Origin of the sequence: Desulfomicrobium macestii, from assembly GCF_014873765.1 — a bacterium.
Classification (GTDB): domain Bacteria; phylum Desulfobacterota; class Desulfovibrionia; order Desulfovibrionales; family Desulfomicrobiaceae; genus Desulfomicrobium; species Desulfomicrobium macestii.
The window spans coordinates 1-7,103 of the sequence record NZ_JADBGG010000065.1; the positions used below are offsets into that span (position 1 = coordinate 1).

The following is a 7,103-nucleotide window of genomic DNA, read 5'->3' on the forward strand; positions in this document are numbered from 1 at the left end:
AACTGGAAAAGGTCGGTGTCTTTCATAGGCGAACGAATTACCCGGATGCGGTCAGGGGTTCAAGGCCCCTACCCACTTGAAACAGCGAGGAACCCAGAAACTTGATCTTGAGCTTGCCCCGCCGATATTTTGCCTTGTCGAGCCATTTCCAAATGAAGTACTGATTATATTCAGAATCGGGGCACTTTCATGGGGGGAAGTATGGACTCTACAGCGAAAGGACGTTTTGAAGTGGCCAGGATGTATCGAGACATTTTTGGAATTAGCCTTCCCGAAGTTGAAAATATTCTGGCAGAAAAGCTTTACGACCTTGCGCTTAAAGCTATGATGCGCGGGACGCCAATCACGGAAGACGAACTCCAAGAGGGGCTGCACTTGGGTGTGAAGTAGGGCATGCCTCCACGGAGGCAGCTTTTTGAGTGAATTTTATTCGCACCAGTACGCGCTCACGCGAGCGGATGCCATTCGCGGGGTATGGTTAGGTTTGGGCACGTGTGTGATAAAGTGGCCCCTGAAAAGAGCTGTGTTCCGCAAACAGATGGACCAGACAACGCGTGACACTTAAAAGAACCTTACAAAACCTAACATTTTTGTGCCGATTCCACACAAACCTGGCCGTTGCGATGCTAACTTTGCTAACAGCCTCGGGACGTCATGGAGGCACGCGCAAGACTGTTGAAAAATGTTGATATTCAAATCGCGGGGCAACTACGCGCACGCAAGACGGTTGCGAGAGCAACATGCTGAAATTTAGATAAATTCCTAGTCAGGATGCGCAGTAACTACTAGGGAAAACTTGTATTTGTGGTAAGCAAAAGTCAGCAATCGCACTTTCATAAAACTTCAAATGCCGAGGACCGACAACGGCGGTGCGAACCACGTCAAGATCGTATCAAGTATCACAACAAGATCGCTTTGTAGCCTTCGACGATATAGAGCAATTCAGGCAAACACGTACACTGCGGTCTTGCTCCCCAACGGCCCGGTTAACGTCTCCTCAATCTGTCGGCAAATTGGCTTTCTCAGCTTTTTCCAGGCCGTCCAACGCCGACAAAAACCATGCGGGCAGGTTGTCAGGCAGACTTTCCGGCTCATCCGTTACCCTGCGCAGCATTTCAAAAAACCAGACCCGTTTTGGTGACCGACCCTTCGGAGGTGTGCGAACGCGCACAGTGCGGTTTCCTTCCGGCACGTCGAAATAGAGAACTACCTCCATCTCCGGGTCGTAGATGTCGAGTATCTCCGTGACCTCATGCAATCCGTTCCCAGCGAAATACTCGCGTGGCCCGTAGACAAGTTCCGGCCAGCCTCCATCGTCAATAATTCCCACTGCGCCCGGTCCCAAAGTCTCAAAACCATTATAGGCGAAAAAGACGAGGCCGTCCCAATTTTCCAAGGCAATTTCGACGAGTTCCGGCAAGGGCTTTGTATTCATGGTTAATCCTCATGGCTGGATGCAATAGTCCTCAAGAAAGGAACCTCTTAATAGAGTGTCTCGTCTTTCAACATCCCGTCCTGAATAATTCCCGCATTCTCACACTGCCTAACACGTTCGCGTCAAGCGCTGGGTCGATTGTCCAATCTCATGTTGAGCACCTGCTCGATATTGTGGCTCCATGCTGCTTTGAACGCTGGGTCAGACGCGAAAAGTTTGTAAAGCTCAAGCTCATCTTTCCGCCGTTTCAGCATCACGTCCTGCAGCATTTTCTCAAGAGCAAGTCCACGGTTGTAAGGGTCTGCATTTGCTTCATACTTGAAAGTGTAGTCGGGGTGAGCGCGGATACTCTTGACAATGTTGATAAATTTAACCCGCTGTTCTTCTGGTGTGGCACTCCAACCCTGAAACCAACGTTCATTAAAGCTGCGAATGATTTCATCAAGGGGATCAGTCTCAGGGTCTGGCCCGGGGCCGCGCGGATTGGGATTCTGCGGGTCAAGCGCTGTAGGCGACGCGTTCAGGCCGATACTATGGTTCAGTTTTGTTCGCTCAAGGCCGTAGGACGACAGGTCGACCGCTTCCAGTAATTTGTCGAGCATGTCTTGGTCGGGATCTTTGATCTTCAGTTTCGGCACCAGGAACTTCAGGAACCAGAACAGCTTTTCCCACTCGATGACTTCGAACGGCATGATTGACGCCATCTGACCATAAATCTTCACGAACTGCCGCGCCTTGACTTTGAAGTCGATTTTGGCCTCCTCCGCCAACTCCAACTTCTTATTGAACCTATCTGCGGCCGTGTCGATCAGCGGGCTCAGGGCCTGGGCGTCCTCATTTGCGAAATAGCGGGTGACGAACTCTTCGACCTCCTGCCATTCATACACGCCAACGTGGTCGAGTGATCCTTTTAGTTCGTGCAGGACGTTCACATCCGTGGCCGAAGACAGGGTCGTGACAGTGTAGAAGGGGTCAAAGGCCGTCTTGATGTCCGCAACGTCATTGAAGAAATCGAGGATGAACAGATCCTCGGTCCGCTTGCCTAGCTTCGGAGCCGAGCGGTTCAGTCGTGACAAGGCCTGCACGGCCATGACGTGCTGCAGCTTTTTGTCCACGTACATCGTGGTCAGCTTTGGCTGGTCAAAACCGGTCAGATACTTGTTCGCGACGACCAGCAGCCGGTAATCGTTTTCGTCGAACCGATCCCGCGTGTCAGACTCGGAAAAACCGTTCGTTTCGGCTTCAGTATAGGTCACGCCATCGACAATCTTCTCGCCCGAGAACGCGATCAGCGCCTTGAACGGGCGCCCCCTATCCGCCAGCAGCTTCGTCAACGCTTTGTAATAGCGTATTGCCATTTCGATGTTCTGCGTGACGATCATTCCCTTGGCTTTGCCGCGCAACTTCTTGGGCGTTACAACCTGCTCGATGAAATGATCGAGCATGATTTCTGCTTTGGTATTGATCGTCTGCTGGCTGCTTTCGACATAGCTTCGCAGCTTCTTCTGGGCTTTGTTGTTGTCGAACAAGGGGTTGTCGGCAATCGACTTCTGGATTTCGTAATAGCTCTTGTAGGTCGTGTAGTTCGCTAGGACATTCAGGATGAAGCCTTCCTCGATGGCCTGCTTCATGCTGTAGAGGTGGAAGGGTTTGAAGCTGCCGTCGGCCTGGCGCTCGCCGAACTTTTCCAATGTCGTGTTTTTCGGGGTGGCCGTGAAGGCGAAATATGAGGCGTTGCCGCGCATCTTGCGCGACTGCATCGCCGCCAGAATGCGTTCCTGCGGGTCAACTTCGTCCGGGTCCGCATCGCCCGCACCCATCGCGCGGTTCATGTTGTCATGGGCGCTGCCGCTCTGGCCGCTGTGCGCTTCATCGATAATCACCGCGAACCGCTTGTCACTCAGGTCGGCGATTCCCTCAATAATGAACGGGAACTTCTGAATCGTCGTGATGATGATCTTCTTGCCGTTCTCCAGCGCCGATTTCAGATCGGCCGAGCGCAAGGCCGGGGCGACGATGTTCTTGACCACGGAGAAATCCTTAATGTTCTCACGCAGCTGCTTGTCCAGAAGACGGCGATCGGTAACCACGATGACCGAGTCGAACAGCGGCTGATCCAGTCCCCTGGCACCGGGAATGTCCATTTTGGCCGGATATGTCTCGATCAGCTGATAGGCCGTCCAGGTGATCGAGTTCGACTTCCCCGAACCCGCCGAATGCTGGATCAGATAGCTTTGCCCCACACCAGTCGTGGCTGCGTGCGACAGCAGGCGGCGCACCACGTCCAACTGCTGATAGCGCGGGAAGATCAGCGTCTTCTTGGCCAGCGGGTCGGTCGACTTCCCCTCCAGCAGCACGAAATGCTGGATGATGCCCGCGAGGCTCTCCTTGGTGAAGACTTCTTCCCACAGATAAGCGGTCTTGTGGCCATTCGGGTTAGGCGGGTTGCCCTCGCCCTCGTTGTGGCCTTTGTTGAAGGGCAGAAAGAAAGTGGCAGGCCCGGCCAGTTTGGTAGTCATGAACACTTCGTCGGTGTCCACCGCCATATGCACCAACGCGCGGCCGAACTGCAGCAGGGGCTGGGTGGCGTCGCGGCTGGTGCGATACTGTTTCTGGCCGTGATAGCGGGCGGTCTGGCCAGTCCAGGCGTTCTTCAGCTCGATGGTGATCAGCGGTAGCCCGTTGATGAAGAGGACCATGTCGATTTCTTCGGCAGGATTGGTCTGCGAATAGCGGACTTGCCGGGTGACGCTGAAGATGTTGGCGGCGAAGTTCTCGTGCACTTTGGCCGCCGAACTGGCGAGCGGCGCGGGATACATCAGTGCAAAGAAGGAGTCATCAACGGCAAGGCCCTTCTTGAGCAGATGCAGCACCCCGTTCTTCTTGATCAGTCGGTCGAAGCGTTCATGGATCTTGCGCTGCCAGTCGTCGGGATTGCGAGCCTTCAGTTTAGCCAGTTCCTTGCTCTGGGTGGCTTCCAGAAACTCCCAGAACAGCCTTGTATCGAGCGCATATTCGGCGTCGAAATCCGCAGCCAGGCCAAGCCGGAAGGGGCCGGGACCAGCAGGCGCGGGGCTGCCGCTGAGTTCTTCACTGGTGTGGCCGGTCAGATGTTTCTGAATGGCCTGTTCCAGTGCGATTTCCTTGGTGTTGCTGACCATGCGGACTCCCTAAATGACCTTGATTTTACCTGTGACCGCCGCGTTGATCAGGCTGGTTTTGTATTCCTTGAGTGCGGCGATCTGCTCTTCCTTGATGGCGATGCCATTGTCGATTTTCTCGCAACCGGTTTTGATATGCGCCGCGATCTCCGCCTGTTCGTTGAGCGGTGGTAGAAATAGGTCGACCTTCGAGAAGTTGTCGAAGTTCAGGTCTTGACCATCGCGAATGAAGCTGCCGGTTGCCTGAAGCGCTTTGATGTATCGTGGACTCTTGAACAGATAGCCAAAGAAATCGGCGTTCACCGGTTCCAGCGGGTGTAGGATAACATAAGATGATCGAATGCAGCCTGTCGCAAACGCCCGTTCCAGGCCTCCTTGAAAGCTGCGCATGCTGATCACGAAATCATCGATTTCTACGCGTTTGCGCTTTTCGAGATTGGTCTGGATCTTAACCACGCGGCGTCCGACAAGTTCTTCGAATTCTTCCTGCGGAATTACACCGTAGGATTGAGTTGCGGAAAGCTGGATGTCGTCTTTACGAGCAAGTTCCTTGCGCTGAGTGAAAACATATTTGCTCCGCCGCACCTCCCAATGCGCGGGGACTTGGCCGATCCAGCCGATGCCGCTGTCTTTCATCGGGGCGACGGGGTTCAGGCCGTGGGTGACGGTCTGCTGGATCAGGATCTGCCGCCGCTCTCTCAACAGGGCGATCTGCTGTTCCTTGATCCGTACCGCCTCGTCCAACTTAGCACATTTTTCATCCAGAAACACTGCGATGGCGCGTTGCTCAGGGAGGGGAGCGCAAATCAGAGGAAGGCGAAATAAGTCCTCCGAATAGAGGCGAATGAAACCTTCCATGACGCCTTTGACGCGCCGCTTGATCTCACCTTGATACTCAACTTGCTGGAGCAATGCCGCCACGACATCGGCGCGCATTGGTACATTCCGTTTCACTCGGTAGATTGCGTAGTCTGGGCTAGTGATGCCAGACATTCTCGAAATTGCCATAAGACCGTTCGATGCTTGCATGCGGTTGACGACGATGTCGTCCTTAGACACCATTTTATAGCCGACCAGACTATCAGCTTGGCCGCCGCGCTCTGCCATGCTGTCCCTTCGGATTACACCGTGTATCTTGCTTAACGATAATAGAGGCTCCGATCCGTCTTTGGATCTTTCACTCAGTTCTTCGAGAATAAAACCCGCTCTTTTGACTGACCAGTGGGACGGTATCTGGCCAATCCATTCGACGCCGCTGTCCTTGTAGCTGTCATAGGTTGAGTAAGCTGCGATGTTTCTCACACCTCCTCCGATAGATCAGCGGGTGTCACCCCCAGGATATCGGCGATCAAGCCATCAGCCTTTTGCTCCAGCTCCAAAATGTCCCGCGTTATGGCATCGAGGCCGCGTAGCGACTTCTGGCGGTAGAAATACTTGTTGAAGCTGATCTCGTAGCCGATTTTGACCGTGTTGAGGTTGATCCAGGCCTCGGGCACATGCGGTTTTACCTCGGCTTTGAAATAGCGGTGGATGCTGTCCTTCAGCGGCACCGCCTCGCTGTCGCGCAGATCGGTACTGGATTCATAGGTCAGCCAGTTGCCATCGGGCTGGGCATAAAGGCCGAAGTGCCCCAAGTCCTCGATGCCGCACCCCAGCCGCGCCGACAAGGCCTCCAACTCTCCCTTGGTGAAGGTCAGGGTCTTGTCGATGACTTTTTCCGCATCATCGGAATACCAACTGGCCGCGTTTAGGATCGCGTTTTTCTCAGTCGCCGACAGCTTGATCTTGCGGGCCTTGAGGGTCTTGGCCACCCTGTTACGGAACGCATTGAAATCCGCTGTTTCCTCGGTGCCCACAGATTGCATCAGCTGGTGCCCGACCTCTATCAACTCGCGCTGGCGCAGCCAGGAGGCAGTATTCACCAACTTGGCGCGTTGCTTGGCGTTCAGTGCGATCTCCTGTTCATCACACCAGGCCTGGATGGCCTTGGCCTGTGATTTCAGAAAGCCGGGCTCATAGACCTTGTCGCCATGTTCGGACCAAAGTTGTTCCATGGGTTCGCGTAGGGATTTGTCGAAGCGCAAGGGCTCCAGCCGCTCAGGAGCAAACTGTGCGCGGCGGCGGTCGGGGCGTTCGATGGTGACCTTGTAGTAGCCGAAATCGCTGTTGTCGAAGACCTGCACCGCGATGCCGGTCGGGTCGCCATTGGCGTCCAGTTCGCGTTCGACCGGTTGGAATGCGGTGTAGGTTGCAAGGATCTGATCAATATGTTCGGGCGCGAACTCGCAGTTCTTGTCACCAAGATTTTTGCGCAATTTGCGGAACAATAGGTTCGCATCGATAAGCTGCACGCGGCCACGCCGTTCCGCAGGCTTGGCGTTGGTCAGAATCCAGATGTAGGTAGTGATACCAGTTTTTATCGAGCTACTGGCTTGTTCATAGCAACATAACATCATAATATTCCTTGAAATTATTTATAAAATCATTATTGAAATAATGAACAAATA

General features: G+C 53.9%; 5 protein-coding genes. 1 reads left to right on the top strand and 4 read right to left on the bottom strand.

Annotated elements, in window-relative coordinates:
• Positions 1 to 201 precede the first annotated feature (201 nt).
• Entirely contained in the window at positions 202 to 390 is a 189-nt protein-coding gene (locus H4684_RS20035; RefSeq protein ID WP_192625107.1) for a hypothetical protein, read from the top strand.
• 607 nt (positions 391 to 997) lie between these two features.
• Here H4684_RS20035 and H4684_RS20040 read toward each other — a convergent pair.
• The 4 genes from H4684_RS20040 to H4684_RS20055 all read right to left on the bottom strand — a co-directional run bounded on the left by H4684_RS20040 (position 998) and on the right by H4684_RS20055 (position 7,052).
• Positions 998 to 1,435, bottom strand: coding sequence for a hypothetical protein (locus tag H4684_RS20040; protein WP_192625108.1), 438 nt, complete (start codon positions 1,433 to 1,435; stop codon positions 998 to 1,000).
• Between the two features lie 122 nt (positions 1,436 to 1,557).
• A complete protein-coding gene (locus H4684_RS20045; RefSeq protein WP_192625109.1) occupies positions 1,558 to 4,596 on the bottom strand; it encodes a type I restriction endonuclease subunit R in 3,039 nt (1,012 codons plus the stop codon).
• A 9-nt stretch (positions 4,597 to 4,605) separates the two neighbouring features.
• Positions 4,606 to 5,898 (bottom strand): restriction endonuclease subunit S, encoded by a 1,293-nt coding sequence (locus H4684_RS21215; protein ID WP_318779666.1) that lies wholly within the window; start codon positions 5,896 to 5,898, stop codon positions 4,606 to 4,608.
• Positions 5,895 to 7,052 carry a hypothetical protein gene (locus H4684_RS20055; RefSeq protein ID WP_225940584.1) on the bottom strand — a complete coding sequence of 386 codons (1,158 nt, stop codon included), beginning with the start codon at positions 7,050 to 7,052 and terminating at the stop codon, positions 5,895 to 5,897. Before H4684_RS20055 ends, H4684_RS21215 begins: the two co-directional genes overlap by 4 nt.
• Positions 7,053 to 7,103: the final 51 nt, after the last annotated feature.